This window comes from Homoserinimonas sedimenticola, assembly GCF_026094475.1.
In the GTDB taxonomy this organism is placed as follows: Bacteria; Actinomycetota; Actinomycetes; order Actinomycetales; family Microbacteriaceae; genus Homoserinimonas; species Homoserinimonas sedimenticola.
The window spans coordinates 1,255,430-1,277,127 of sequence record NZ_JAPELL010000001.1; the positions used below are offsets into that span (position 1 = coordinate 1,255,430).

The following is a 21,698-nucleotide window of genomic DNA, read 5'->3' on the forward strand; positions in this document are numbered from 1 at the left end:
CCTGCGGTCCGCGATGCCGAGAGTTGCCCAAGCCGGGGCTTCCGCGGGCGCGACCAAGTCCCGAAGTGGGTGACGCGGCCCCGGGAACGACGAAGGCCCCGCTCAATGAGCGGGGCCGTCGTTGTGGTGGTGCTACTTCTTGCGCTGGTTGCCGGAGCCCTCGGGGCCGGCGCCCTGCGGGGTGCCTGCGGTCGCGTCAATCGCGGCCTCATTGCTCGCCTCGATGGATGCCTCGTTCGCGGGAGCAGCCGTCGCCTCGACCGGAACCTCGGTCGCGGGCGTCTCCTCGGTGACGTCGCCCGTCTCCTCGGCACCCGTCTCGTCGGCGGGCTCCTCCGCTGCGGGCGCCTCGGCCTTGGCAGGCTTGTCCGCCTTGGGCTTCGGCTTGGCGTTGACGGGCTCGAGCACGAGCTCGATCTGCACCATCGACGCGTTGTCACCCTTGCGGAAGCCGAGCTTCGTGATGCGGGTGTAGCCGCCGTCGCGCTCAGCGACGAGGGGCGCGATCTCCGTGAAGAGCTCGTGCACGACGCTCTTGTCGCGGATGACGCTCAGCACGCGGCGGCGCGAGGCGAGGTCGCCGCGCTTCGCGAACGTGATCAGGCGCTCGGCGACGGGACGCAGGCGCTTGGCCTTCGTCTCGGTCGTCTTGATGCTCTTGTGCGTGAACAGGGCAGCCGCAAGGTTGGCGAGCAGCATGCGCTCGTGAGCGGGGCCGCCTCCCAGGCGGGGACCCTTGGTGGGCTTAGGCATTTTCTAGATCTCCAGTATTCAAAAAGGGGGTGTCAGGCAAGCAGGCGACGAACCCGACGCAGCTAGTTGCTGCCCTCGACGTCGTCGTAGCCGCTGTAGAAGTGAGCGCCGTCGAAGCCGGGCACGGCATCCTTCAGCGAGAGTCCCATCTCCACGAGCTTGTCCTTGACCTCATCCACCGACTTCTGACCGAAGTTGCGGATGTTCATGAGCTGGGTCTCCGAGAGGGCGACCAGTTCACTCACGTTGTTGATGCCCTCACGCTTGAGGCAGTTGTAGCTGCGCACCGAGAGGTCGAGATCCTCGATGGGCATGCTCAGCTCGGTCGAGAGCACGGCGTCGACCGGCGCGGGACCGATCTCGATGCCCTCGGCGGCCGAGTTGAGCTCGCGGGCGAGGCCGAAGAGTTCGGTGAGGGTGCGACCGGCGGACGCGATGGCGTCGCGCGGGCTGATCGCGGGCTTCGTCTCGACATCGACGACGAGACGGTCGAAGTCGGTGCGCTCACCGGCACGCGTCGCCTCGACGCGGTAGGTGACCTTGAGCACGGGCGAGTAGATCGAGTCGATCGGGATCTGGCCCGCCTCGCTGAACTCGTTGCGGTTCTGCGTGGCCGAGACATAGCCGCGGCCGCGCTCGATCGTGAGCTCGAGCTCGAACTTCGCCTTGTCGTTGAGCGTCGCGATGAGCAGCTCGGGGTTGTGGATCTCCACGCCGGCGGGAGCCGAGATGTCGGCGGCGGTGACCTGGCCGGCACCCTGCTTGCGCAGGTAGGCGGTGATGGGCTCGTCGTGCTCGCTCGAGACGACCAGCTGCTTGATGTTGAGGATGATCTCGGTGACATCCTCCTTCACACCGGCGACCGTGCTGAACTCGTGCAGCACACCGTCGATGCGGATGCTCGTGACGGCGGCACCCGGGATCGACGAGAGGAGGGTGCGGCGGAGAGAGTTTCCGAGGGTGTAGCCGAAGCCGGGCTCAAGCGGCTCGATCACGAAGCGTGAACGGAACTCGGAGATGTTCTCTTCGGAAAGAGTGGGGCGCTGTGCAATGAGCACGTGTTTTCCTTTCGGCAAAGTGTCCGCTATTTGACACTGTGGCGTTGATGGCGCTGCGGCGATCGACGGTGGCTGACCCGCCGGTGGAGCGTTATGAAGTTGTGGGTGCTTCCGCGGGTTGAGTAGGCCGGTTACGGACGTATCGAAACCCTGCGCTCAGGCCTGGGGTTTCGATACGACGCTGCCCGCCTACTCAACCAGCGGAGAGGTCAGACGCGGCGACGCTTGGGCGGGCGGCAACCGTTGTGCGCCTGCGGCGTCACATCGTTGATGCTGCCGACCTCGAGGCCAGCGGCCTGAAGCGAACGGATCGCGGTCTCACGACCCGAACCCGGACCCTTCACGAACACGTCAACCTTCTTGACGCCGTGCTCCTGCGCCTGACGCGCGGCCGACTCGGCCGACATCTGCGCGGCGTAGGGCGTGGACTTGCGCGAGCCCTTGAAACCGACGACGCCCGACGAGGACCAGCTGAGAACAGCACCCGTGGGGTCGGTGATCGTCACGATCGTGTTGTTGAACGTCGACTTGATGTGGGCCTGACCCACGGCGACGTTCTTCTTCTCCTTGCGGCGCGGCTTGCGCGCTGCGGACTTCGGTGTAGCCAATGTCTTCTCCTAGAACCTGTATGGCGATGCCAGCCGGGCGGCTGCTATCGAGCCTTCTTCTTGCCGGCGACCGTGCGCTTCGGGCCCTTGCGGGTGCGAGCATTGGTCTTCGTGCGCTGACCGTGGACGGGCAGGCCGCGGCGGTGGCGGATGCCCTGGTAGCTACCGATCTCGACCTTGCGGCGAATGTCGGCCGCGACCTCACGACGGAGGTCACCCTCGACCTTGTAGTTGCCCTCGATGTAGTCACGAAGGGCGACCAGCTGGTCGTCGGTGAGGTCCTTGACGCGGATGTTGACGTCGATGCCGGTGGCTGCGAGAGCCTGGAGTGACTTGGTGCGTCCGACACCGTAGATGTAGGTGAGTGCGACTTCAACGCGCTTGTCGCGCGGAATGTCGACGCCTGCTAGACGAGCCATGGTGGCTTCTCCTGTGTGCTGAGTGGAGGTCTGGATCAGCACCGGTGCACCGGCCTCCTACCGATGGTGTCCCCGCCTGGGCGGTTCTGGTGCTGCTCTTATGTCGTATTCAGTTGTGGGATTTGCTGGTCTCGACAGGCTCGACCGGCGGATTGCTGTCAGCCCTGACGCTGCTTGTGGCGCGGGTTGGACTTGCAGATGACCATCACGTTGCCGTGGCGGCGGATGACCTTGCAGTGGTCACAGATGGGCTTGACGCTGGGGTTGACCTTCATGATGTTTCCTTGATCTCGCTGTCTTCGTACCCGCGGGATGCCGTGGGCCGTTACTTTCCAGCAGGACGCCGCTCAGGGCATCCGTTGTCACTACTTGTAGCGGTAGACGATCCGGCCGCGGGTCAGGTCGTAGGGGCTCAGCTCCACGATCACGCGGTCCTCCGGGAGGATGCGGATGTAGTGCTGGCGCATCTTGCCCGAGATGTGGGCGAGCACCTTGTGACCGTTGGTGAGCTCAACGCGAAACATCGCGTTGGGCAGAGCCTCGATCACAGAGCCCTCGATTTCGATGACACCGTCTTTTTTGGCCATAGCCTCTTCGTCGCTAAAAGTATTGATTGCTGGTCGTGCGGATTGCGGTGTCACGCTGCGGAGGACGCAACGACAGGCACGCAAAAGCGGCCCACAGACACCAAGGGTCTATCCTAGGTCATTCCCGGGCGTTTCGCCAAGTCCGCGCTATACTTGCGCGCCGGATCGGGCGGTCGAGCCGGGATGCCGCGGCTTCAGGAGTAGAAGGCTACGGGATGGGCACGGGGGTGACGCCGAGCGGCTTCAGTGCCGCCGCTCCCCCGTCGTGCGCCGTCGTCACCCAGATGCCTTCGGCATGCACGACCACCGAGTGCTCCCAGTGTGCCGCATCCGTGCCGTCCTCCGTGGAGATCGTCCACTCATCGTCATGCACGAAGGTGTCGATGCCGCCGAGAGTCACCATGGGCTCGATCGCGACGCACAGGCCCGGCTTCACCGCGGGCCCCTTGTCACGAACCGCATAGTTGAAGACGGTCGGCGCCTCGTGCATCGACCGACCGATGCCATGGCCCACGTAATCCTCGAGGATGCCGAAGGTGCCCTGCGAGTCGATGTAATCCTCGATCGCGGCCCCCACCTCATTGAGGTGCTTCGCCCTGGCTAGGGCGGCGATACCGTGCCAAAGCGAGCGCTCCGTGACATCCGAGAGCCTTTGCCGCTCGGCGACAAGCTCGGGCCTGGCCGGGTCAGGGATGACAACTGTGATTGCCGAATCACCATTCCAGCCGTCGAGGAGCGCCCCGCAGTCGATCGAGACGATATCGCCGGCCTCCAGCACGCGTCCCGTGGGGATCCCGTGAACGACCTCGTCGTTGACGGACGAGCAGATGGTGTGGCGGTAGCCGGGCACGAGGGCGAAGTTGGGTTCGCCGCCGCCCTGCCGAATGACCGACTCTGCGATCTGGTCAAGCTCAAGGGTCGTGATCCCCGGCGCGATGCTCTCACGGACGGCATCCAGCGCCCGCGCCGTGAGAATCCCGGGGGCAAGCATGCCCTTCAGATCCTTGGGCGACTTATAGATGTTCTTGCGCACGACGCTATTGGACGGCGACGGGACGGATGCCGCGTGCGGCGAGCCCATCAAAGATGCGCTCCGTCACGGCATCCATCTCACCGAGGCCGTCGACCTCGACGAGTAGCTGACGCTCGCTGTAGACGTCGATCAAGGGACGCGTCTCACGCGCGTAGACCTCCTGGCGGTGGCGGATCGACTCCTCCGAGTCGTCGGCGCGGCCCTGCTCGAGTGCACGCTTGCGCAGGCGGGCGACGACTTCATCCTGGTCGGCGACGAGCTGGATCACCGCATCGAGCGCCTGGCCCTTGCCCTCGAGGAGCTGGTCGAGGTAGGCGACCTGGTCGAGCGTACGCGGGTAACCGTCGAGCAGGAAGCCATCACGGGCGTCCTCCTCATCGATGCGACTCGCGACGAGCGCGTTCGTGAGCGAGTCGGGCACGTAGTCTCCCGAGTCGACGATAGCCTTGACCTCCACACCGAGGGGGGTCTGCCGGGCAATGTTGTCACGGAAGATGTCACCCGTGGAGATGGCGGGGATGCCGAAGCGGGCGGTGATGCGGGCGGCTTGCGTGCCCTTGCCGGCCCCGGGTGGGCCGACAATCAGAAGACGAGTCATCGAAGCAGTCCTTCATAGTGGCGCTGCTGCAGCTGGGAGTCGATCTGCTTGACCGTCTCGAGGCCGACCCCGACGATGATCAGGATGCTGGCGCCACCGAACGGGAAGTTCTGGTTGGCCCCTACAGTTGCGAGCGCGATGAGCGGGATGAGGGCGACAAGGCCCAGATAGAGGGAACCGGGGAGGGTGACCCGGGTGAGCACATAGTCGAGGTACTCGGCAGTGGGACGGCCCGCCCGGATCCCGGGAATGAAGCCGCCGTACTTCTTCATGTTGTCGGCAACCTCTTCCGGGTTGAAGGTGATCGCGACGTAGAAGTAGGTGAAACCGATGATCAGGAAGAAGTAGATCGCCATGTACAGCGGGTTATCGCCCGACGTCAGGTTGTCGTTGATCCACTGAACCCATGGTGCGGGCAGTTCGCCCGTCGCCGGCTGATTGAACTGCGCGATCAGGGCCGGCAGGTAGAGAAGCGACGAGGCGAAGATGACGGGGATGACGCCCGCCATGTTGACCTTGATCGGGATGTAGGTGTTGTTTCCGCCGTAGGTGCGGCGGCCGACCATCCGCTTGGCGTACTGCACGGGGACACGACGCTGGGACTGCTCGACGAAGACGACGGCGCCCATGATCAGGATGCCGACGGCGATCACCATGAGGAAGGTCTCGAAATTGCGCGCGACGGCGATGCCCCAGAGCGCCGCCGGGAAGGTCGCGGCGATGGAAACGAAGATGAGCAGCGACATACCGTTGCCGATGCCGCGCTCGGTGATGAGCTCACCCATCCACATGATGAGGCCGGTACCGGCCGTCATGGTGATGACCATGAGCAGGATCGCGTACCATGCCTCATTCGTGATGAGGGCCTGGCACTCGGCTGCGCCGGTCGCGCCGAAGAGCGTGCCGCTACGCGCGACCGTGATGAGCGTCGTCGACTGGAGCACGCCGAGCGCGATCGTGAGATAGCGCGTGTACTGCGTCAGGGTCGACTGACCCGACTGGCCCTCCTTGTGGAGCGCCTCGAAGTGCGGGATGACGACGCGGAGCAGCTGCACGATGATCGACGCCGTGATGTACGGCATGATGCCGAGCGCGAAGACCGAGAGTTGGAGGAGTGCGCCACCGCTGAAGAGGTTGACGAGCTCGTAGAGACCGGCGGGGCCGGTGTTGGCTGCAAGGCAGCTCTGCACGTTCGCGTAGTCGACGAACGGCGATGGGATGAAGGATCCCAGCCGGAAGAGCGCAACGATGCCGAGCGTGAAGGCGATCTTCCGCCGCAGGTCAGGCGTGCGGAAAATGCGCGCGATAGCTCTGAACACGAAGCCTCCAGGGTTGTGCTTAGGGGGAGCCGGATCGGGTGGCCCCGCGCAGGGGCCACCCGAATCGACTACTTGACGGAGCCGCCCGCTGCGACGATCTTCGCCTCGGCCGAGCCGGAGACCTTGTCCACTGCAACGTTCAGCTTAACCGCAATGTCACCCTGCCCGAGAACCTTGACCTTCTCGTTCTTGCGAACGGCACCCTTGGCGACGAGGTCGCTGACGGTGACGTCTCCACCCTGCGGGTAGAGCTCCGCGAGCTTCTCCAGGTTCACAACCTGGTACTCGACGCGGAAGGGGTTCTTGAAACCGCGCAGCTTGGGAGCGCGCATGATGCTGTTCAGGTTTCCACCCTCGAGACCGACGCGGACCTGGTAGCGGGCCTTGGTGCCCTTGGTGCCGCGACCGGCGGTCTTACCCTTGGAGCCCTCACCGCGCCCGACGCGCGTCTTGGCGGTCTTCGAGCCCGGGGCGGGACGAAGGTGGTGCACCTTGAGCACCTGGGGACGCGACTCCTCAGCAGCAGCCTTCTCAGCAGCCTTGGCGGGAGCCTTCTTGGCGGGCGCCTTGTCTGCAGCCGCCTTGGCCGGAGCCTTGTCGCCTGCGGCCTTGGCCGGAGCCTTCTTGGCCGGAGCCTTCTCCGCGGGCGCCTTGTCGGCCGCGGCCTTGGCGGGAGCCTTCGCGGCGGCCTTCTTGGGGGCGGCCTTCTCGGCGGCCGGAGCCTTGGTCGAATCCGCCTTGGCGGTCGACTTCTTCTCTTCAGCCATTAGTCAATCTCCTCGACCTTCACCAGGTGAGCGACCTTGCGGACGTATCCGCGGTTCTGCGCATTGTCCTCGCGGACGACGGTGTCGTTAATCCGCTTGAGGCCAAGGCTGCGAAGCGTGTCGCGCTGGTCCTGCTTCTCGCTAATTTTGGACTTGATCTGGGTTACCTTGAGGCGAGCCATCAGGCACCTGCCTTTGCTGCCGTAGCCGCGGCCTTCGCCGTGGCTGCCTGGATGCGGAGGATCTGGTCAGGCACGACGTCCTCGACCGCGAGGCCGCGGCGGGCTGCCACAGCGGCGGGCTCCTCGAGCTCCTTCAGCGCCGTGACGGTCGCGTGCACGATGTTGATCGTGTTCGACGAACCGAGCGACTTGCTGAGGACATCGTGGATGCCCGCGCACTCGAGCACCGCGCGGACGGGGCCGCCGGCGATAACACCGGTACCCGCGGCGGCGGGACGAAGGAGGACGACACCGGCGGCCGACTCACCCTGCACGGGGTGCGGGATCGAGTTGCCGACACGCGGGACGCGGAAGAAGTTCTTCTTCGCCTCCTCGACGCCCTTCGAGATCGCAGTGGGGACCTCGCGGGCCTTGCCGTAGCCGACGCCGACCAGTCCGTTACCGTCGCCGACGACGACGAGAGCGGTGAAGCTGAAGCGGCGACCACCCTTGACGACCTTCGAGACGCGGTTGATCGTCACGACGCGCTCCAGGAACTGGCTCTTGTCGGAGTCACGGCTCCCGCGCTGCTGGTTGGGGTTGCGCTCGCGACCGCCACGGCGGGCCTCGCGAGGCTCGTTCCTGGTGGACTCCGTGCCTGCGGCAGTCTCCACCGGCGCCTCGGCTACTTCAGCCACAGCCTGCTCCTTGTTCGTTGTTGCGCTGTTGTCAGTGCTCACAGGTTCAAACCACCCTCTCGAGCTCCCTCGGCGATCGCCGCCACGCGTCCCGCGTAACGGTTTCCGCCACGGTCAAATACGACGTCGGCGATGCCGGCCTGCTTGGCCCGCTCGGCGACGAGCTCGCCGACCTTGCGCGCCTTCGCCGTCTTGTCGCCGTCGAAGGTGCGCAGGTCCGACTCCATGGTCGACGCGGAAGCGACCGTGTGGCCCTTGCTGTCATCGACGACCTGGACGAAGACGTGGCGCGCGGAGCGCGTCACGACGAGACGGGGGCGCACCTCCGTGCCGACGATCTTCTTGCGAAGACGTGCGTGCCGGCGGCCCTTGGCGGCCGACTTGCTCTTGCCTCGTGTTCCGAGAGCCATGCTTACTTACCAGCCTTTCCGGCCTTGCGGCGGACGACCTCGCCCGCGTAGCGCACACCCTTGCCCTTGTAGGGCTCAGGCTTGCGAATCTTGCGAATGTTGGCGGCGACCTCACCGACCTGCTGCTTGTCGATGCCGGCCACTGTGACCTTGTTGTTGCCCTCGACCGCGAAGGTGATGCCAGCGGGCGGGTCAACCGTGACGGGGTGCGAGAAGCCGAGCGCGAACTCGAGCGAAGCGCCCTTCTGCGCAACGCGGTAACCCGTGCCGACGATCTCGAGGCCCTTGGAGTAGCCCTGCGTGACACCAATGATGTTGTTCGCGATGAGGGTGCGGGTCAGGCCGTGAAGCGAACGCGACTCGCGCTCGTCGTCGGGACGGGTCACGACGACCTGGTTGTCCTCGACCTTGACCTCGATGGGGCTCGCCACGGTGAGCGCGAGCTCACCCTTGGGGCCCTTGACGGTGACGGCCGAGTTCTCGACCGTGATGGTGACACCCGAGGGGATGTCGATGGGGAGACGTCCGATTCGTGACATGACGGATCACCACACGTAGGCGAGGACTTCCCCACCCACGCCCTTACTTGTTGCCTGGCGGTCCGTGAGGAGGCCAGAGGAGGTCGACAGGATGGCCACACCGAGTCCGCCGTGGACGCGCGGGATCTCAGTGGACTTCGCGTATACGCGGAGGCCGGGCTTCGAGACGCGCTTCACGCCCGCGATGGAGCGCTCGCGGTTCGGGCCGTACTTGAGGTCGAGCGTGAGCGTCTGTCCGACGCGCGCGTCCTCGACCTTCCACCCGCTGATGTAGCCCTCCTTCTGGAGGATCTCGGCGATGTGGGTCTTGAGCTTGCTGCTCGGCATCGACACGGAGTCGTGGTGAGCCGAGTTGGCGTTGCGCAGTCTGGTCAGCATGTCTGCGACCGGATCTGTCATTGTCATGAGTTCTTATTCCTTGTCTCGGCCGGTTTCGACATCCGTTACACGAATGCCGACCCTGCCGATCGATGCCCTCCGGCCCTGTGCCGGATGGCGGGGGTATTACCGGGCGTTCGCCTCGTCGGACTTGAACGGGAACCCGAGGGCCTTGAGGAGGGCGCGGCCCTCATCGTCGTTCTTCGCCGTCGTGACGATCGTGATGTCGAAGCCGCGGACGCGGTCGATCTTGTCCTGGTCGATCTCGTGGAACATCGACTGCTCGTTGAGACCAAAGGTGTAGTTGCCGTGACCGTCGAACTGCTTGGGGCTCAGGCCACGGAAGTCACGAATACGCGGGAGCGCGAGCGTGACGAGACGGTCCATGAACTCCCACGCGCGGTCGCCACGAAGCGTGACATGTGCACCGATCGGCTGGCCCTCTCGCAGCTTGAACTGCGCGATGGACTTGCGAGCGGCAGTCACCTGCGGCTTCTGGCCGGTGATCGCGACGAGGTCGCGCACGGCGCCCTCGATGACCTTGCTGTCACGCGCGGCCTCACCAACACCCGTGTTCACGACGATCTTGACGAGACCCGGCACCTGGTGCGGGTTCGTGAATCCGAACTGCTCCTTGAGCTGCGCGGCGATCTCGTTGCGGTACTTCAGCTTGAGGCGCGGCTGGATTTTGCCAGTCGTCGCTGCTGCGGTGTCAGTCATTACAGGTCCTTACCTGACTTCTTGGCGTAGCGAACGCGAACGGTCTTGCCGTCGGCGTTCGTCTCCACACGGTGGCCGACGCGAGTCGGCTTCTTGGTTTCGGGGTCGACCAGGGCGACGTTCGAGATGTGAAGCGGAGCCTCGTGCGTCTCGATGCCGCCGGTCTTGGTGCCGCGCTGGGTCTGGCCGACGCGAACGTGCTTCGTGACGAGGTTCACGCCCTCGACGACGACACGGTTCTTCTCGACGATGACCTCGAGCACGCGCCCCTGCTTGCCGCGGTCGCCGCCACGAGCCTGGGTGCGGCCGCTGATCACCTGGACGAGGTCGCCCTTCTTGATCTTCGCCATGACTAAATAACCTCCGGGGCGAGCGAGACGATCTTCATGAACTTCTTGTCGCGAAGCTCACGGCCGACCGGCCCGAAGATGCGGGTACCACGCGGGTCCCCGTCAGCCTTCAGGATGACGGCGGCGTTCTCGTCGAACTTGATGTACGAGCCGTCGGGACGGCGCGTCTCCTTCTTGGTGCGAACGATGACTGCCTTGACGACGTCACCCTTCTTCACGTTGCCGCCCGGGATCGCGTCCTTGACGGTCGCGACGATGACATCGCCGAGACCGGCGTAGCGGCGGCCCGAGCCGCCAAGCACGCGAATCGTGAGCAGCGTCTTGGCGCCGGTGTTGTCGGCAACCTTGACTCTAGATTCCTGCTGAAGCATGTTGTGTCCTCTTTCGAAGCAAGTTGGCTGTTATCTCGAAACCGAGATAGAGGACCTACTTGGCCTTTTCCAAAATTTCAACGAGGCGCCAACGCTTCGAAGCGCTCAGCGGGCGCGTCTCGGCGATGACGACGAGGTCGCCGATGCCGGCCGTGTTGTTCTCGTCGTGAACCTTGCGCTTCTCCGTGCGGCGGATGACCTTGCCGTACAGGGGGTGCTTCACGCGGTCCTCGACCTCGACGACGATGGTCTTCTCCATCTTGTCGGAGACGACGTAGCCACGCTGAACCTTGCGGTAGCCGCGGACGACGGGCTCGACCGTGGCCTTCTCTTCTGCCTTAGCCATTACTTGGCCTCCTCGGTCTTGTCGGCCTCGGGAGCCGCGTCAGCAGCATCCTTCTTCGCCTTGGTCTTCTTCTCTGCCTTGGCGGGCGCCTCAACCGGGGCGGGGGTGGCACGGATGCCCAGCTCGCGCTCACGGATGACCGTGTAGATGCGGGCGATGTCGCGCTTGACGGCGCGGAGGCGTCCGTGGCTCTCGAGCTGGCCGGTGGCCGCCTGGAACCGCAGGTTGAAGAGCTCTTCCTTGGCCTTCTTGAGTTCGTCGACGAGACGCTCGTCTTCGAAAGTGTCGAGCTCGACGGTAGCGAGCTCCTTGGAACCGATCGCCATTATGCGTCGCCCTCCTCACGCGCGATGATGCGTGCCTTCAGTGGAAGCTTGTGGATTGCACGGGTGAGTGCCTCGCGGGCGAGTGTCTCGTTGACACCCGCGACCTCGAAGAGCACGCGGCCCGGCTTGACGTTGGCGACCCACCACTCCGGCGAACCCTTACCGGAACCCATTCGGGTCTCGGCCGGCTTCTTGGTCAGCGGACGGTCGGGGTAGATGTTGATCCACACCTTTCCACCACGCTTGATGTGACGGGTCATGGCGATACGAGCGGCCTCGATCTGCCGGTTGGTGACATACGCGGGCGTGAGCGCCTGGATGCCGAACTCGCCGAAGTTCACCTTCGTGCCGCCGGTGGCCTGTCCGCCACGGCCGGGGTGGTGCTGCTTGCGGAACTTGACCTTACGTGGGATCAACATTGTTATGCCTCAACTCCTGCTGCGACGGGCGCCTCAGCCTTGGGGGCCGCACCGCGACGCGGACGATCACCGCGCTCGGGGCGCGAAGACTTCTGGTTCGCCTGCTCGCGGGCGAGTTCCTTGTTGGTGATGTCACCCTTGTAGATCCAGACCTTGACGCCGATGCGGCCGAAGGTCGTGCGGGCCTCGTAGAAGCCGTAGTCGATGTTCGCGCGAAGGGTGTGCAGCGGCACACGACCCTCACGGTAGAACTCCGAACGGCTCATCTCGGCACCGCCGAGACGACCGGAGACCTGGATGCGCACACCCTTGGCGCCAGCACGCTGCGCGCCCTGGAGACCCTTGCGCATTGCGCGACGGAAGGCGACACGGGCGCTGAGCTGCTCCGCGATGCCCTGGGCGACGAGCTGCGCCTCAGCCTCGGGGTTCTTGACCTCGAGGATGTTGAGCTGGATCTGCTTGCCCGTGAGCTTCTCGAGGTCGCCACGGATGCGCTCGGCCTCGGCGCCGCGGCGACCGATCACGATGCCCGGGCGAGCTGTGTGGATGTCCACGCGGACGCGGTCACGGGTGCGCTCGATCTCGATGCGCGCCACGCCAGCACGGTCGAGGGACGTCTTGAGCAGGTTGCGGATGCGCACGTCCTCGGCGACGTAGTCGCTGTAACGCTGGCCCGGCTTGGTGCTGTCGGCGAACCACCGCGACACATGGTCGGTCGTGATTCCCAGACGGAAACCGTAGGGGTTGACTTTCTGGCCCATTACTTCTTCCCTGCCTTCGCAGTCGTCTTCTTCGCGTCGGCCTCGTCAGGCGTGGCCAGCACGACGGTGATGTGGCTCGTACGCTTGAGGATCTTGAACGCGCGGCCCTGAGCACGCGGCTGGAACCGCTTGAGCGTCGTGCCCTCGTCGACGTAGGCCTGGCTGATGTACAGGTCCTGCTCGTCGAGGAAGCTGTTGCTGGCATCCGCCTTGACCCGTGCGTTGGCGATCGCCGAGGCGACCAGCTTGTACACGGGCTCGCTCGCACCCTGCGGTGCGAACTTGAGGATGGCCAGGGCCTCGTGGGCCTGCTTGCCGCGGATCATGTTGACGACACGACGAGCCTTCATAGGGGTCACGCGGATGTGTCGCACGCGGGCGATCGACTCCACCATTTCTCTACCTCCTTCACCACCGCGATTAGCGGCGGCGACCCTTCTTGTCGTCCTTCACGTGTCCACGGAAGGTGCGGGTGGGGGCAAACTCTCCGAGCTTGTGGCCCACCATGGTCTCGGTGACGAACACCGGGATGTGCTTGCGACCGTCGTGCACCGCGATCGTGTGGCCAAGCATGGCCGGGACGATCATGGAGCGGCGCGACCAGGTCTTGATCACGTTCTTGCTGTTGGCCTCGTTCTGCGCGGCAACCTTGCGGAAAAGGTGCTCGTCGACGAAGGGGCCCTTCTTGAGACTGCGTGGCATTTTCTACCCTTTGTTCCTTTTCCTGGGCTACTTGCGCTTCTTGCCCGCGTTGCGGCGGCGAACGATGAGCTTGTCGCTCTCGCGGTTCGGCTTGCGGGTACGACCCTCGGCCTGGCCCCAGGGGCTGACCGGGTGGCGACCACCGGAGGTCTTGCCCTCACCACCACCGTGCGGGTGGTCGACGGGGTTCATCGCGACACCGCGGACAGTCGGGCGCACGCCCTTCCAGCGCATACGGCCGGCCTTGCCCCAGTTGATGTTCGACTGCTCGGCGTTGCCGACCTCGCCGATCGTGGCGCGGCAGCGAGCATCCACGTTGCGGATCTCGCCGGAGGGCATACGCAGCTGGGCGTAGGGGCCGTCCTTCGCGACGAGGCGCACCGAGGCACCGGCCGAACGAGCGATCTTTGCGCCGCCACCGGGCTTGAGCTCGATGGCGTGGACGACCGTACCGACCGGGATGTTCTTGAGCGGCAGGTTGTTACCAGGCTTGATGTCGGCACCGGCACCCGACTCGACGATGTCACCCTGCTTGAGCTTCTCGGGCGCGATGATGTAGCGCTTCGTGCCGTCGAAGTAGTGGAGCAGGGCGATGCGCGCCGTGCGGTTGGGGTCGTACTCGATGTGAGCGACCTTGGCGTTGATGCCGTCCTTGTCATTGCGACGGAAGTCGATGACGCGGTACTGACGCTTGTGGCCACCACCGATGTGGCGGGTCGTGATACGACCCGAGTTGTTGCGACCACCGGTCTTGGGCAGCGGGCGAAGCAGCGACTTCTCGGGAGTCGAGCGGGTGATCTCAGCGAAGTCTGCGACCGAAGAACCGCGACGACCGGGAGTCGTGGGCTTGTACTTGCGAATTGCCATTGGTTATTCCTCTGCTCCCTAGCCGACAGCCGTGAAGATGTCGATGGAACCGGACTTGAGCGTCACGATGGCGCGCTTGGTGTCCTTGCGCTTGCCGATGCCGAAGCGGGTGCGACGCGTCTTGCCCTGGCGGTTGAGCGTGTTAATGGACTCGACCTTGACACCGAAGATCTTCTCGATCGCGAGCTTGATCTCGGTCTTGTTCGAGCGGGGGTCCACCTCGAAGGTGTACTTGCCCTGGTCGATCAGGTTGTAGCTCTTCTCAGAGACGACGGGCGCGATGATGACGTCGCGCGGGTCCTTGTATGTGGCGCTCATGCGCTCACCTTCTCTTCCTGCTTGGCCTTGGACGCGACGAATGCCTCGAGGGCGCCCTTGGTGAAGACGATGTCGTCGCTCACGAGCACGTCGTACGCGTTGAGCTGGTCGTAGGGAAGGACGTGAACGGTCGGAATGTTCCGCACGCTCTTGAAGCTGACCTCGTCGCTGCGCTCCAGCACGATAAGCACGTGCTTGCTCGTCGCGATGCTCTCGAGCAGCGCCGCAACAGCCTTCGTCGAGGGCGCCTCGCCGAGGGCGAGCGACTCGATCACGTGGATGCGTCCGCCGCGGGCGCGGTCGGAGAGAGCACCACGAAGGGCTGCAGCGATCATCTTCTTGGGGGTGCGCTGCGCGTAGTCGCGCGGCGTCGGCCCGTGAACGATGCCACCACCGGTCATCTGGGGAGCGCGGATCGAGCCCTGGCGAGCACGACCGGTTCCCTTCTGCTTGAACGGCTTGCGGCCTGCACCCGAGACCTCGCCGCGACCCTTGGTCTTGTGCGTGCCCTGGCGAGCGGCGGCGCGCTGGGCGACGACCACCTGGTGGATCAGCGGGATGTTGGTCTGCACATCGAACGTGTCGGCGGGAAGGTCGACCGAACCGACCTTCTTGCCCTTCACGTCGATGACGTCGATAGCGGTAGCCATGAGGATCAGGCTCCCTTCACTGCGTTACGAACGAAAACGATGCGGCCGCGAGCGCCGGGAACTGCACCCTTGACGAGAAGGAGGCCCTTCTCTGCGTCGACGGCGTGGACCGTGAGGCCCTGCACCGTGACGCGGTCGCCGCCCATGCGGCCCGCCATGCGCATGCCCTTGAAGACACGGCTGGGGGTCGAGGAGGCGCCGATCGAGCCCGGCTTGCGGTGGTTGCGGTGCGCACCGTGCGAGGCGGAGACGCCCTGGAAGTTGTGGCGCTTCATGACACCGGCGAAGCCCTTGCCCTTGCTCGTGCCGACGACGTCGACCTTCTGGCCGGCCTCGAAGGTGTCGACCGCGAGCTCCTGACCGAGCGAGTACTCGGAGGCGTCGGAGGTGCGGAACTCGGTCAGGTGACGACGCGGCGTGACGCCCGCCTTCTCGAAGTGACCGGTCGCCGGCTTGTTGGCCTTGCGCGGGTCGATCTGGCCGTAGGCGATCTGCACGGCCTCGTAGCCGTCGACCTCGGGCGTGCGAACCTGCGTCACGACGTTGGGCGTGATCTCGATGACGGTCACGGGGATGAGCTTGTTGTTCTCGTCCCAGACCTGGGTCATGCCGAGCTTGGTGCCCAGCAGGCCCTTTCGGGTCATAGTTGTAGCCATGGTGATCCTTACAGCTTGATCTCGATGTTGACGTCGGCCGGCAGGTCGAGACGCATGAGCGAGTCGACGGCCTTCGGAGTCGGGTCAATGATGTCGATCAGGCGCTTGTGAGTGCGCTTCTCGAAGTGCTCGCGAGCATCCTTGTACTTGTGAGGAGAGCGGATCACGACGACCACGTTCTTCTCAGTCGGAAGGGGCACCGGACCAACCACCGTCGCGCCTGCACGGGTCACCGTGTCGACGATCTTGCGCGCCGAGCTGTCGATGACCTCGTGGTCATACGACTTAAGTCGGATGCGGATCTTCTGTCCCGCCATGTCTGACTCTCTCTCTTTAGTACCAAGTGCGCAGTTTCACGCACACGCTGCGGAGCACTTCTGCTGTCGCACCACTGTTTTCATGTCAAACGCCAGGCCCTGTGGCCCGACACCGTCTCGACTCACGCGCTCCGGCATCCGCCGTCACAGGCACACGGCTATCCGGGTGTCTTTCGAGTGTCGATTAAGCTTTGTCCTGCTACCCGCGGCCTAGATGCTCACCCTGGCCGCTCGCATCAGCGAACCCGGCCCCGGCGTCAAATCTATGCACTGCCTGGCAGTGATCCCAGCCCCGGTCGATCGTGCACCGGGCGGAAATGTTGAACTAGAAGAGTTTGCCACATCGGGCACGGTGCTGCAACCCGGGCGTGTCGCGCTTCGGCAGTCCACTGCGGATGCTCAGGAAAGCAGGTCCAGGAGCTCCGATTCAGCCGCGTTCAGGCGCCCCGGATCGATCGTCGACCCGCGCTCGAAGCGGTCGATGACGCGAGGGTCGATGTAGCTCGTGCGCGCGATCGCCGGAGTATTCCCCAGGACCTCGGCCGCAGCATCCGCGGCCTGTTTGACAGCCCGCGCGCGCGCCCGCGCGGATGACTGCGGGCCGGACTTGGCGAGGCTCACGGCCGCGGCAACCGTGCCGTGCAGCGTGCGGAAATCCTTGGCGGTGAAGTCGCCGCCCGTGCGCCGACGCAGGTCCTCATTGATCTCCTCAGCCGACAGGGTGTGCCACGCGTCGCCGTCGCGCCAGGCAAGCAGGCGCTCGTCTCCCCCGCGCCGCTTCAGAGAGCGCAGCAGACGGGCAAGATCCGGATCCTGAAAACTCGACGACCATTCGATACCGCCCTTCGCGGGAAACTCGAGCGTCACCTCATCGTCGCGGATCCGCGCATGCCTGCAGAGCAGGGTCGAAAGGCCGTGACTGCCGTTCGTCTCGGCATACTGCTCGGAGCCGACGCGCAGGCTCCCCCGGTCGAGCATCCGGAAGGCCCCCGCGAGCACGCGCTGCTTCGACAGCCCGTCGCCCCGCAGGTCAATCGTCACCTGCCGCCGCGCCGACGAGAGGGTCGCCGCCAGCTCGAGCGCGCGGTCGAACTTGACCCGATCCTTCTGCTCCCGCCACGCCGGGTGGTAGAGGTATTGGCGTCGACCCGCAGCATCCACCCCCGTCGCCTGGATATGCCCATTGTCGAAAGTGCAGATCCAGACATCCGTCCACGCGGGCGGGATCGCGAGGGATGCGATTCGCTCCCGCGTCGCCGCATCGACCGGCGAACCGTCAGGGGCACGATAGGAGAAGCCCCGGCCCGCCCGGCGGCGAGTAATGCCGGGGGCAGCAGTCTTGGAACGCCGGAGTCGGGGCATGGCTCGAACCTATGCCCGGCATCACGTCATGCACAGAGGAAGGCGCTACGCGGAGGGAGAACGGAATAGCCAGAACTGCACCAGCGTGGCCGCGAGGATGGCGGAAATGGCGAAGATGCCGGATGTCACGATCGAGATCGCCACCAGGAGGAGGGCCCAGCCGCCCTCGACCATCGCCACGACGAACCACGCCGCCGTCGCGAGCAGGGCACACCCGACTGCCACACCGGCCTGGAGCGCGAGCATCCGCAACCCGCGGAAGCGCCGCCAGCGGATCGACACGACCACGACGAGGATCGCCCACGGCGGCACCATAAACCACAGCGTGCTGACGAGGAGCCGCGGCCCGCGCTCGAGGAAGGCCTGCGTGAGATCGCCCCCGTCGAGGAGCTGGAGGCCCCCTGCCCCAAGGGTCGCGAGGACGAGCGTCGCCGCGATCATCACGACCGCGCCCGCGGCAGCGCGCCGCGGCGATGGCTGCGCAGAGGGGACGCTCGCGTGCGTCATCGTTGCGCTCATCGGGGCCTCCTCGCCGACACGCATCGCCAGCGCTAGCGTGCGGCGTTCAGGCTAGCCCAGAGCGGAGGCCAGCAGGCAGCCCGCAAGCGGGGGTAGACGGGGCGCAAAAAGCGAAGGGGCCCGCGACCGAAGTCGCGGGCCCCTCCAGGAGCAACCGAAGTTACTTGATGATCTTCGTCACCTTGCCGGCGCCGACGGTGCGACCACCCTCACGGATGGCGAAGCCGAGGCCCTCCTCCATGGCGATCGGTTGGATGAGCTCGACCGTCATTTCGGTGGTGTCGCCGGGCATGACCATCTCGGTGCCCTCGGGCAGCGTGATGACGCCGGTGACGTCCGTGGTGCGGAAGTAGAACTGCGGACGGTAGTTCGCGTAGAACGGGTTGTGACGGCCACCCTCATCCTTGGAAAGGATGTAGGCGGTGCCCTCGAAGTTCGTGTGCGGCGTGACCGAACCCGGCTTCACGACGACCTGACCGCGCTCGACGTCCTCGCGCTTCGTGCCGCGGAGGAGCAGACCACAGTTCTCGCCGGCCCAGGCCTCGTCGAGCTGCTTGTGGAACATCTCGATACCCGTGACCGTGGTCTTCTGCGTCGGGCGGATGCCGACGATCTCGACCTCGGAGTTGATCGCGAGCGTGCCACGCTCGGCACGGCCCGTGACGACGGTTCCACGACCGGTGATCGTGAAGACGTCCTCGATGGGCATGAGGAAGGGCTTGTCCTTGTCGCGCACCGGGTCGGGCACGTTCTCGTCGACGGCGTCCATGAGGTCGAGGATGGACTGCGTCCACTTCTCGTCACCCTCAAGGGCCTTGAGGCCCGAAACGCGCACGACGGGAGCGTTGTCGCCGTCGAAGTCCTGGCTCGAGAGCAGCTCGCGAACCTCGAGCTCGACGAGCTCCAGGATCTCCTCGTCCTCGACCATGTCGGACTTGTTGAGCGCGACGAGCAGGTAGGGGACACCGACCTGACGGGCGAGCAGCACGTGCTCACGCGTCTGGGCCATGGGGCCGTCGGTCGCCGCGACCACGAGGATCGCGCCGTCCATCTGCGCAGCACCCGTGATCATGTTCTTGATGTAGTCGGCGTGACCGGGGGCGTCAACGTGCGCGTAGTGGCGCTTGGGCGTCTCGTACTCGACGTGCGAGATGTTGATCGTGATGCCGCGCTGACGCTCTTCAGGAGCCGAGTCAATCGATCCGAAGTCGCGCTGCACGTTCGTCGCCGACGGGTACTTGTCTGCAAGCACCTTGGAGATCGCCGCCGTGAGCGTCGTCTTTCCGTGGTCGACGTGACCGATCGTTCCGATGTTGACGTGCGGCTTGGTCCGCTCGAACTTGGCCTTAGCCACTATGGTCCTCCTCAGGACAATGGTGCAGACATCCGAAATGATCGGATGTGCTGCTGGGTGGAGTGTTTATCTATGTTAGTCGGGGCGGGAGGCCCCTGCGAACTGGGGCTATTCGCCCTTGTTCTTCTGGACGATCTCGTCGGCAACAGCCTTCGGGACCTCCGCGTAGCTGTCGAAGGACATCGAGTACACCGCACGGCCGGAGGTCTTGGACCTCAGGTCGCCAACATACCCGAACATCTCTGACAGCGGAACCTTGGCCGAGACGACCTTGACACCCGTCGCGTCCTCCATGGACTGGATCTGCCCACGACGAGAGTTGAGGTCACCGATGACATCGCCCATGTACTCCTCGGGCGTACGCACCTCGACCGCCATGAGCGGCTCGAGCAGCACCGGGTTCGCCTTGCGCGCGGCCTCCTTGTAGGCCATCGAGCCCGCGATCTTGAACGCCATCTCCGAGGAGTCGACGTCGTGGTAGGCCCCATCGAGGAGCGTCGCCTTGACGCCCACCGTCGGGAAGCCCGCGAGGATACCCGTCTGCATCGCATCCTGGATACCCGCGTCGACCGACGGGATGTACTCGCGCGGAACGCGACCGCCGGTGACCTTGTCCTCGAACTCGTAGGACGTCTCCGGGGTGACCTCGAGCGGCTCGAGCGCGATCTGCACCTTCGCGAACTGACCGGAACCACCGGTCTGCTTCTTGTGGGTGTAGTCGTGCTTCTCGACCGTGCGACGGATCGTCTCGCGGTAGGCCACCTGGGGCTTGCCCACGTTGGCCTCGACCTTGAACTCGCGCTTCATGCGGTCGACGAGGATGTCGAGGTGAAGCTCGCCCATGCCCTTGATGACGGTCTGGCCGGTCTCGTGGTTGAGCTCGACGCGGAACGTCGGGTCCTCTTCCGCGAGCTTCTGGATGGCCGTGCCCAGCTTCTCCTGGTCCGCCTTGGTCTTGGGCTCGATTGCCACCTCGATGACCGGCTCGGGGAACGTCATCGATTCGAGGACGACCTGCTGGTTCGGGTCACAGAGCGTGTCACCCGTCGTCGTGTCCTTGAGGCCGATGACGGCGTAGATGTGGCCTGCCTGCACGCGCTCGACGGGCATCTCCTTGTTGGCGTGCATCTGGAAGATCTTTCCGATGCGCTCCTTCTTGCCCTTGGTGGAGTTGGCCACGGCGGAGCCACCCTCGATGGTGCCCGAGTACACGCGGATGTACGTGAGGCGACCGAAGAAGGGGTGCACCGCGATCTTGAACGCGAGAGCCGCGAAGGGCTCGTCAGACGACGGCTTGCGGATGATGATGTTCTCCTCATCGCGCGGGTCGTGCGCCTCCATGGGAGGAACGTCGACCGGCGACGGGAGGTAGTCGATGACGGCGTCAAGCATGGGCTGCACGCCGCGGTTCTTGAATGCCGAGCCACAGAAGACCGGGTAGATCTCGCTGTTGACCGTGAGCTTGCGGATGGCGGCCTTGATCTCGTCGACCGTCAGCTCCTCGCCACCGAAGTACTTCTCCATGAGCTCGTCGGAGGTCTCGGCGACGGCCTCGAGCAGCGCGGTGCGGTACTCGTCGGCCTTCTCCTTGAGCTCCTCGGGGATCTCACGGGTCTCGTACTTGGCGCCCATGGTCACGTCGCCCTTGGCGTCGCCGGGCCACACGAGAGCCTTCATCTCGACGAGGTCCACGACACCGATGAAGTCGCTCTCGGAGCCGATGGGGAGCTGCATGACGAGGGGCTTGGCACCGAGACGCTTGACGATCGTGTCGACCGTGAAGTAGAAGTCGGCGCCCATCTTGTCCATCTTGTTGACGAAGCAGATGCGCGGCACGTCGTACTTGTCGGCCTGGCGCCACACCGTCTCGGACTGGGGCTCGACGCCCTCCTTGCCGTCGAAGACGGCGACGGCGCCGTCGAGCACGCGAAGCGAACGCTCGACCTCGACCGTGAAGTCCACGTGGCCGGGGGTGTCGATGATGTTGATCTGGTTCTTGTTCCAGAAGCACGTCACAGCAGCGGACGTGATCGTGATGCCACGCTCCTGCTCCTGCTCCATCCAGTCGGTCGTCGAGGCACCGTCGTGGGTCTCACCGATCTTGTGGTTGACGCCCGTGTAGAACAGGATGCGCTCAGTGGTCGTGGTCTTGCCGGCATCGATGTGAGCCATGATGCCGATGTTGCGGACCTTCTTCAGGTCGGTGAGCACTTCCTGTGCCACAGTGGTCCTCCGAAAATTGGGGATGAAAGGGTGAGTACGGGTTGAGTAGGCCGCCCGCGGCCGTATTGAAACCCTGTGAGCGATTTCGACACGGCGCTGGCGCGCCTAC

At 64.9% G+C, this 21,698-nt stretch carries 33 protein-coding genes; all 33 read right to left on the bottom strand.

Features of this window, described 5'->3' with window-relative positions:
• Window positions 1–132: 132 nt before the first annotated feature.
• Window positions 133–753, bottom strand: coding sequence for a 50S ribosomal protein L17 (gene rplQ / locus OH146_RS05835; RefSeq protein ID WP_265158337.1), 621 nt, complete (start codon window positions 751–753; stop codon window positions 133–135).
• 62 nt (window positions 754–815) lie between these two features.
• Window positions 816–1,811: a DNA-directed RNA polymerase subunit alpha gene (locus OH146_RS05840; RefSeq protein ID WP_265158339.1), complete on the bottom strand. Its 996-nt coding sequence runs from the start codon at window positions 1,809–1,811 to the stop codon at window positions 816–818.
• Window positions 1,812–2,020: 209 nt separating this feature from the next.
• Window positions 2,021–2,419, bottom strand: a complete 399-nt coding sequence (rpsK, locus tag OH146_RS05845; RefSeq protein WP_108517781.1) for a 30S ribosomal protein S11 — start codon at window positions 2,417–2,419, stop codon at window positions 2,021–2,023.
• Window positions 2,420–2,463: 44 nt separating this feature from the next.
• Entirely contained in the window at window positions 2,464–2,838 is a 375-nt protein-coding gene (gene rpsM / locus OH146_RS05850) for a 30S ribosomal protein S13 (RefSeq protein WP_265158347.1), read from the bottom strand.
• 158 nt (window positions 2,839–2,996) lie between these two features.
• Window positions 2,997–3,113, bottom strand: a complete 117-nt coding sequence (gene rpmJ / locus OH146_RS05855; RefSeq protein WP_022893853.1) for a 50S ribosomal protein L36 — start codon at window positions 3,111–3,113, stop codon at window positions 2,997–2,999.
• 90 nt (window positions 3,114–3,203) lie between these two features.
• On the bottom strand, window positions 3,204–3,425 hold the full coding sequence (gene infA, locus OH146_RS05860) for a translation initiation factor IF-1 (RefSeq protein WP_011186713.1): 222 nt from the start codon (window positions 3,423–3,425) through the stop codon (window positions 3,204–3,206).
• 208 nt (window positions 3,426–3,633) lie between these two features.
• Entirely contained in the window at window positions 3,634–4,506 is an 873-nt protein-coding gene (map, locus tag OH146_RS05865; RefSeq protein ID WP_265158391.1) for a type I methionyl aminopeptidase, read from the bottom strand.
• Window positions 4,463–5,056 (bottom strand): adenylate kinase, encoded by a 594-nt coding sequence (locus OH146_RS05870; protein WP_265158392.1) that lies wholly within the window; start codon window positions 5,054–5,056, stop codon window positions 4,463–4,465. The genes map and OH146_RS05870 overlap by 44 nt, the downstream gene beginning before the upstream one ends.
• Window positions 5,053–6,375: a preprotein translocase subunit SecY gene (gene secY / locus OH146_RS05875; RefSeq protein WP_265158394.1), complete on the bottom strand. Its 1,323-nt coding sequence runs from the start codon at window positions 6,373–6,375 to the stop codon at window positions 5,053–5,055. Before secY ends, OH146_RS05870 begins: the two co-directional genes overlap by 4 nt.
• Window positions 6,376–6,443: 68 nt before the next feature.
• Complete coding sequence (rplO, locus tag OH146_RS05880; protein ID WP_265158396.1) at window positions 6,444–7,142, bottom strand: 50S ribosomal protein L15; 699 nt, start codon at window positions 7,140–7,142, stop codon at window positions 6,444–6,446.
• On the bottom strand, window positions 7,142–7,324 hold the full coding sequence (gene rpmD, locus OH146_RS05885) for a 50S ribosomal protein L30 (RefSeq protein WP_187266457.1): 183 nt from the start codon (window positions 7,322–7,324) through the stop codon (window positions 7,142–7,144). Before rpmD ends, rplO begins: the two co-directional genes overlap by 1 nt.
• Window positions 7,324–8,001 carry a 30S ribosomal protein S5 gene (rpsE, locus tag OH146_RS05890; RefSeq protein WP_372508464.1) on the bottom strand — a complete coding sequence of 226 codons (678 nt, stop codon included), beginning with the start codon at window positions 7,999–8,001 and terminating at the stop codon, window positions 7,324–7,326. Before rpsE ends, rpmD begins: the two co-directional genes overlap by 1 nt.
• 38 nt (window positions 8,002–8,039) lie before the next feature.
• The gene (rplR, locus tag OH146_RS05895; protein ID WP_265158399.1) at window positions 8,040–8,411 is read right to left on the bottom strand and encodes a 50S ribosomal protein L18; all 372 of its coding nucleotides are present in this window, start codon (window positions 8,409–8,411) and stop codon (window positions 8,040–8,042) included.
• A 2-nt stretch (window positions 8,412–8,413) separates the two neighbouring features.
• Complete coding sequence (rplF, locus tag OH146_RS05900; RefSeq protein ID WP_265158401.1) at window positions 8,414–8,950, bottom strand: 50S ribosomal protein L6; 537 nt, start codon at window positions 8,948–8,950, stop codon at window positions 8,414–8,416.
• Between the two features lie 6 nt (window positions 8,951–8,956).
• On the bottom strand, window positions 8,957–9,355 hold the full coding sequence (gene rpsH, locus OH146_RS05905; RefSeq protein WP_265158403.1) for a 30S ribosomal protein S8: 399 nt from the start codon (window positions 9,353–9,355) through the stop codon (window positions 8,957–8,959).
• Between the two features lie 99 nt (window positions 9,356–9,454).
• A complete protein-coding gene (rplE, locus tag OH146_RS05910) occupies window positions 9,455–10,048 on the bottom strand; it encodes a 50S ribosomal protein L5 (RefSeq protein WP_265158405.1) in 594 nt (197 codons plus the stop codon).
• Window positions 10,048–10,398: a 50S ribosomal protein L24 gene (rplX, locus tag OH146_RS05915; protein WP_265158407.1), complete on the bottom strand. Its 351-nt coding sequence runs from the start codon at window positions 10,396–10,398 to the stop codon at window positions 10,048–10,050. Before rplX ends, rplE begins: the two co-directional genes overlap by 1 nt.
• 2 nt (window positions 10,399–10,400) lie before the next feature.
• Window positions 10,401–10,769: a 50S ribosomal protein L14 gene (gene rplN, locus OH146_RS05920; protein WP_147720272.1), complete on the bottom strand. Its 369-nt coding sequence runs from the start codon at window positions 10,767–10,769 to the stop codon at window positions 10,401–10,403.
• Window positions 10,770–10,824: 55 nt separating this feature from the next.
• Window positions 10,825–11,115, bottom strand: coding sequence for a 30S ribosomal protein S17 (gene rpsQ, locus OH146_RS05925; RefSeq protein WP_265158412.1), 291 nt, complete (start codon window positions 11,113–11,115; stop codon window positions 10,825–10,827).
• A complete protein-coding gene (gene rpmC / locus OH146_RS05930) occupies window positions 11,115–11,441 on the bottom strand; it encodes a 50S ribosomal protein L29 (protein ID WP_279348688.1) in 327 nt (108 codons plus the stop codon). The genes rpsQ and rpmC overlap by 1 nt, the downstream gene beginning before the upstream one ends.
• On the bottom strand, window positions 11,441–11,860 hold the full coding sequence (rplP, locus tag OH146_RS05935; RefSeq protein WP_265158414.1) for a 50S ribosomal protein L16: 420 nt from the start codon (window positions 11,858–11,860) through the stop codon (window positions 11,441–11,443). Before rplP ends, rpmC begins: the two co-directional genes overlap by 1 nt.
• Before the next feature lie 2 nt (window positions 11,861–11,862).
• The gene (gene rpsC / locus OH146_RS05940; protein WP_265158416.1) at window positions 11,863–12,621 is read right to left on the bottom strand and encodes a 30S ribosomal protein S3; all 759 of its coding nucleotides are present in this window, start codon (window positions 12,619–12,621) and stop codon (window positions 11,863–11,865) included.
• Window positions 12,621–13,016, bottom strand: a complete 396-nt coding sequence (rplV, locus tag OH146_RS05945; protein ID WP_265158418.1) for a 50S ribosomal protein L22 — start codon at window positions 13,014–13,016, stop codon at window positions 12,621–12,623. Before rplV ends, rpsC begins: the two co-directional genes overlap by 1 nt.
• A gap of 25 nt (window positions 13,017–13,041) precedes the next feature.
• Entirely contained in the window at window positions 13,042–13,323 is a 282-nt protein-coding gene (gene rpsS / locus OH146_RS05950; protein WP_147720266.1) for a 30S ribosomal protein S19, read from the bottom strand.
• Window positions 13,324–13,350: 27 nt separating this feature from the next.
• Window positions 13,351–14,190: a 50S ribosomal protein L2 gene (rplB, locus tag OH146_RS05955; protein ID WP_265158421.1), complete on the bottom strand. Its 840-nt coding sequence runs from the start codon at window positions 14,188–14,190 to the stop codon at window positions 13,351–13,353.
• A gap of 18 nt (window positions 14,191–14,208) precedes the next feature.
• Window positions 14,209–14,508 (bottom strand): 50S ribosomal protein L23, encoded by a 300-nt coding sequence (gene rplW / locus OH146_RS05960; RefSeq protein ID WP_265158423.1) that lies wholly within the window; start codon window positions 14,506–14,508, stop codon window positions 14,209–14,211.
• Complete coding sequence (gene rplD, locus OH146_RS05965; RefSeq protein WP_265158425.1) at window positions 14,505–15,158, bottom strand: 50S ribosomal protein L4; 654 nt, start codon at window positions 15,156–15,158, stop codon at window positions 14,505–14,507. The genes rplW and rplD overlap by 4 nt, the downstream gene beginning before the upstream one ends.
• A 5-nt stretch (window positions 15,159–15,163) precedes the next feature.
• Entirely contained in the window at window positions 15,164–15,814 is a 651-nt protein-coding gene (gene rplC, locus OH146_RS05970; protein ID WP_265158427.1) for a 50S ribosomal protein L3, read from the bottom strand.
• Window positions 15,815–15,822: 8 nt separating this feature from the next.
• Window positions 15,823–16,131 carry a 30S ribosomal protein S10 gene (rpsJ, locus tag OH146_RS05975; RefSeq protein ID WP_147720261.1) on the bottom strand — a complete coding sequence of 103 codons (309 nt, stop codon included), beginning with the start codon at window positions 16,129–16,131 and terminating at the stop codon, window positions 15,823–15,825.
• A 399-nt stretch (window positions 16,132–16,530) separates the two neighbouring features.
• Window positions 16,531–17,493: a DNA topoisomerase IB gene (locus tag OH146_RS05980; protein WP_265158430.1), complete on the bottom strand. Its 963-nt coding sequence runs from the start codon at window positions 17,491–17,493 to the stop codon at window positions 16,531–16,533.
• A gap of 45 nt (window positions 17,494–17,538) precedes the next feature.
• Window positions 17,539–18,012 carry a hypothetical protein gene (locus tag OH146_RS05985; protein ID WP_265158432.1) on the bottom strand — a complete coding sequence of 158 codons (474 nt, stop codon included), beginning with the start codon at window positions 18,010–18,012 and terminating at the stop codon, window positions 17,539–17,541.
• 160 nt (window positions 18,013–18,172) lie between these two features.
• A complete protein-coding gene (gene tuf, locus OH146_RS05990) occupies window positions 18,173–19,366 on the bottom strand; it encodes an elongation factor Tu (protein WP_265158434.1) in 1,194 nt (397 codons plus the stop codon).
• 108 nt (window positions 19,367–19,474) lie between these two features.
• Complete coding sequence (gene fusA / locus OH146_RS05995) at window positions 19,475–21,589, bottom strand: elongation factor G (protein WP_265158436.1); 2,115 nt, start codon at window positions 21,587–21,589, stop codon at window positions 19,475–19,477.
• Between the last annotated feature and the right edge of the window lie 109 nt (window positions 21,590–21,698).

What these genes read in the sequence shown, in the direction of transcription:
- rplQ (WP_265158337.1), bottom strand. Translation starts at nt 753, where the DNA reads ATGCCTAAGCCCACCAAGGGTCCCCGCCTGGGAGGCGGCCCCGCTCAC.
- rpsM (WP_265158347.1), bottom strand. Translation starts at nt 2,838, where the DNA reads ATGGCTCGTCTAGCAGGCGTCGACATTCCGCGCGACAAGCGCGTTGAA.
- rpmJ (WP_022893853.1), bottom strand. Translation starts at nt 3,113, where the DNA reads ATGAAGGTCAACCCCAGCGTCAAGCCCATCTGTGACCACTGCAAGGTC.
- infA (WP_011186713.1), bottom strand. Translation starts at nt 3,425, where the DNA reads ATGGCCAAAAAAGACGGTGTCATCGAAATCGAGGGCTCTGTGATCGAG.
- map (WP_265158391.1), bottom strand. Translation starts at nt 4,506, where the DNA reads ATGGGCTCGCCGCACGCGGCATCCGTCCCGTCGCCGTCCAATAGCGTC.
- OH146_RS05870 (WP_265158392.1), bottom strand. Translation starts at nt 5,056, where the DNA reads ATGACTCGTCTTCTGATTGTCGGCCCACCCGGGGCCGGCAAGGGCACG.
- rplO (WP_265158396.1), bottom strand. Translation starts at nt 7,142, where the DNA reads ATGGCTGAAGAGAAGAAGTCGACCGCCAAGGCGGATTCGACCAAGGCT.
- rpmD (WP_187266457.1), bottom strand. Translation starts at nt 7,324, where the DNA reads ATGGCTCGCCTCAAGGTAACCCAGATCAAGTCCAAAATTAGCGAGAAG.
- rplR (WP_265158399.1), bottom strand. Translation starts at nt 8,411, where the DNA reads ATGGCTCTCGGAACACGAGGCAAGAGCAAGTCGGCCGCCAAGGGCCGC.
- rplF (WP_265158401.1), bottom strand. Translation starts at nt 8,950, where the DNA reads ATGTCACGAATCGGACGTCTCCCCATCGACATCCCCTCGGGTGTCACC.
- rpsH (WP_265158403.1), bottom strand. Translation starts at nt 9,355, where the DNA reads ATGACAATGACAGATCCGGTCGCAGACATGCTGACCAGACTGCGCAAC.
- rplE (WP_265158405.1), bottom strand. Translation starts at nt 10,048, where the DNA reads ATGACTGACACCGCAGCAGCGACGACTGGCAAAATCCAGCCGCGCCTC.
- rplX (WP_265158407.1), bottom strand. Translation starts at nt 10,398, where the DNA reads ATGGCGAAGATCAAGAAGGGCGACCTCGTCCAGGTGATCAGCGGCCGC.
- rplN (WP_147720272.1), bottom strand. Translation starts at nt 10,769, where the DNA reads ATGCTTCAGCAGGAATCTAGAGTCAAGGTTGCCGACAACACCGGCGCC.
- rpsQ (WP_265158412.1), bottom strand. Translation starts at nt 11,115, where the DNA reads ATGGCTAAGGCAGAAGAGAAGGCCACGGTCGAGCCCGTCGTCCGCGGC.
- rpmC (WP_279348688.1), bottom strand. Translation starts at nt 11,441, where the DNA reads ATGGCGATCGGTTCCAAGGAGCTCGCTACCGTCGAGCTCGACACTTTC.
- rplP (WP_265158414.1), bottom strand. Translation starts at nt 11,860, where the DNA reads ATGTTGATCCCACGTAAGGTCAAGTTCCGCAAGCAGCACCACCCCGGC.
- rpsC (WP_265158416.1), bottom strand. Translation starts at nt 12,621, where the DNA reads ATGGGCCAGAAAGTCAACCCCTACGGTTTCCGTCTGGGAATCACGACC.
- rplV (WP_265158418.1), bottom strand. Translation starts at nt 13,016, where the DNA reads ATGGTGGAGTCGATCGCCCGCGTGCGACACATCCGCGTGACCCCTATG.
- rpsS (WP_147720266.1), bottom strand. Translation starts at nt 13,323, where the DNA reads ATGCCACGCAGTCTCAAGAAGGGCCCCTTCGTCGACGAGCACCTTTTC.
- rplB (WP_265158421.1), bottom strand. Translation starts at nt 14,190, where the DNA reads ATGGCAATTCGCAAGTACAAGCCCACGACTCCCGGTCGTCGCGGTTCT.
- rplW (WP_265158423.1), bottom strand. Translation starts at nt 14,508, where the DNA reads ATGAGCGCCACATACAAGGACCCGCGCGACGTCATCATCGCGCCCGTC.
- rplD (WP_265158425.1), bottom strand. Translation starts at nt 15,158, where the DNA reads ATGGCTACCGCTATCGACGTCATCGACGTGAAGGGCAAGAAGGTCGGT.
- rplC (WP_265158427.1), bottom strand. Translation starts at nt 15,814, where the DNA reads ATGGCTACAACTATGACCCGAAAGGGCCTGCTGGGCACCAAGCTCGGC.
- rpsJ (WP_147720261.1), bottom strand. Translation starts at nt 16,131, where the DNA reads ATGGCGGGACAGAAGATCCGCATCCGACTTAAGTCGTATGACCACGAG.
- OH146_RS05980 (WP_265158430.1), bottom strand. Translation starts at nt 17,493, where the DNA reads ATGCCCCGACTCCGGCGTTCCAAGACTGCTGCCCCCGGCATTACTCGC.
- OH146_RS05985 (WP_265158432.1), bottom strand. Translation starts at nt 18,012, where the DNA reads ATGAGCGCAACGATGACGCACGCGAGCGTCCCCTCTGCGCAGCCATCG.